Origin of the sequence: Vibrio sp. 10N.286.46.A8 (genome assembly GCF_041470165.1) — a bacterium.
In the GTDB taxonomy this organism is placed as follows: domain Bacteria; phylum Pseudomonadota; class Gammaproteobacteria; order Enterobacterales; family Vibrionaceae; genus Vibrio; species Vibrio tasmaniensis_A.
Genome location: NZ_JBFRLX010000016.1, coordinates 1 through 2,485, shown reverse-complemented (window position 1 = coordinate 2,485; position 2,485 = coordinate 1). Strand labels below are relative to the sequence as shown.

1 protein-coding gene and 1 pseudogene are annotated in these 2,485 nt (G+C 45.2%); both read left to right on the top strand.

The window, feature by feature from the left end; translation table 11 throughout:
• The coding region (locus AB4232_RS02470; RefSeq protein WP_372086002.1) for an IS110 family transposase at positions 1 to 1,021 on the top strand (1,021 nt) is incomplete at its 5' end.
• Between the two features lie 588 nt (positions 1,022 to 1,609).
• Positions 1,610 to 2,485: pseudogene (locus tag AB4232_RS02465) on the top strand (IS110 family transposase); the annotation flags it as partial.

The window sequence follows — 2,485 nt, the reverse complement described above, 5'->3', positions numbered from 1 at the left end:
TGATTATTCTTATTTCTGCGGTATCGACCTAGCTAAAAACCACTTTAGCCTTCATGCCGTAGACCAAAATGGTAAAGTCTTACTTCATAAGTCAGTAACCCGCTCTAAGCTACTGACTACAATAGCAAATATGCCACTCATGCGTATAGGCATTGAAGCGTGTGGTGGCGCACATTATTGGGTAAGAACACTCAATAAACTCGGTCACGACACCCGCATGATGGCTGTTAAATACGTGGTTCCTTATCGAACTAAAGGGAAGAACGACCTTAATGATGCAGTAGCTATCTGCGAAGCTGTTCAGCGTCCATCCACTCGCTTTGTGCCTGTAAAATCCCCCGAGCAACAAGCCATCTTATCGGTACACAGAATGAGAGAGCATTGGGTTCGCGAGCGCACTGCGCTTATGAATCGCATGCGCGCCCTACTCTCTGAGTTCGGGTTGATCATTCCTGTTGGCCGCTCTTCATTAATGAAACACGTTCCCTTAATGCTCGAAGACGCAGAAAATGCACTGCCACACCTCGCAAGAACGGTGATTGCCGATGCTTATCACCACCTTGGAGAATTGAATCAACGTATTGCCGATACTGAACAAGTCTTCGACTCTTTTGCTAAGGTCAGCACTAATGTTCAACGAGTGATGAAAGTTCGGGGCATTGGGCCGCAAACCGCTACTGCGATACTTGCTTCGATAGGTAACGGCTCTCAATTTGATAAAAGCCGTGATTTCTCTGCTTGGCTAGGACTCGTACCCAAGCAATATTCCACAGGAGGAAAACCTCGGTTAGGCCGGATAACCAAACACGGTGATAAATACTTACGAACACTATTAGTTCACGGCGCAAGGACCGTGATTGCCAACCTTGGCGACAAGCAAGATAAGTTAAGTCAGTGGTGTCGAGGCGTTCTAGAGCGGAGAGGAATGAACCGAGCGATAGTGGCACTTGCCGCGAAAAACGCACGAATTATATGGTCGCTTTTACACAATCAAACAGAATATGAAAACTATACTGCTTAAGTAAAAACCTAAGCAGCATAAAGAGTTAAACCCACCGGGTCATTGCAGACGCTAATGATGGAGATAGGTTAAGACCACTTGCGGAGAGCCCGTTAATGCGGCGGACACACTAGATGTCATCTAACGAATAAGGCACCGCAGTCGCGCAAAGTCATCAGGGCCACGACGTATGCGAATCGTCGATAAGTAGGCCGAATGTAGAGCGGCAGTCCAAAACCCATCAACATAAGTTTAGCGGATGTTTGACAACCGGGGGAATCCATGTAGCCGCGTTAAGTAGTGAGCAACGCCACCTCCCTACCTAAAACCTTTCCACCTTAAACACTAAAACTCGACTTGAACTGAAAATGCCGAGCGTTGGGAATCTGTCTTAAACGCTTTGTATGGATAATAAGCACTCCAATCGGGTAATGTGAGACCCAGGCTTTAGCTGCAACTAAAGCTTTCTATGTAGTAGTTCGTTTAAACGCTGGCTCCTCTATCGAGAGACCGATAACAAACATGAACGCTACATAGGACTTCAAGCATAAACCTCGAATAGTCGACTGGGTCTCGAACCCGCATTACGCAAGCATGAGTTAGCTTATTATGAATACCAAAATCAATCAAAGCATCAACGTTGGAGTTGATACCGGCAAAACACAATTAAACATCCACATCAGGCCACTAGACCTATTTTTCTCAGTAGAGAACAATGATAAAGGCATCAAAAAAGCACTCAAAACGATTAAGAGTCACAGTCCTGAACGAATCGTTCTTGAAGCAACAGGCCGATTAGAAATGCCTTTTGTTCTTGCATGTGCAGAGGCTCAATTACCTATTGTCAGAGCAAACCCTGTCCACATAAAACGATTCGCTGGTGCTATTGGCCGCAGAGCCAAAAATGATCGTTTAGATGCAGAATTGGTCGCTCACTATGGAGAAGCAATCAAACCAGCTTTTACTGTCATAAAGCCAAAAAAACATACGCCTAATGAGTGACTTAGTCATTCGCCGAAACCAGTTGTTATCCATGCAAACCATGGAAAAGAACCGAATCCAGATACTTCCCGCTTCTCTCCATCCGACTATCAAACCGATGCTAACCACGATAAAAAATCAAATCACCAAGTTAGAAGAAAAGCTCGTTAAACTCATTGAAGATAGCCCTGAATACCAGGCTAAAAACACAATATTGCAGAGCGTCCCTGGAATAGGAAACATTGCCGCTGCATCAATAATTAGCAATGTACCAGAACTTGGCTACATCACAAATAAACAAGCGGCATCACTGATTGGTGTAGCTCCAATAACACGCGAAAGTGGGCGCTACAAAGGTAAACGTGTGATCCAAGGCGGTCGAGCGCAAGTACGCACAGTGTTATATATGGCAATGATGTCAGCCATGCAATGTAACCCCGTATTCAAAGCAACTTATGCTCGACTTGTAGCTGCCGGAAAGCCTAAGAAAGTCGCAATAATCGC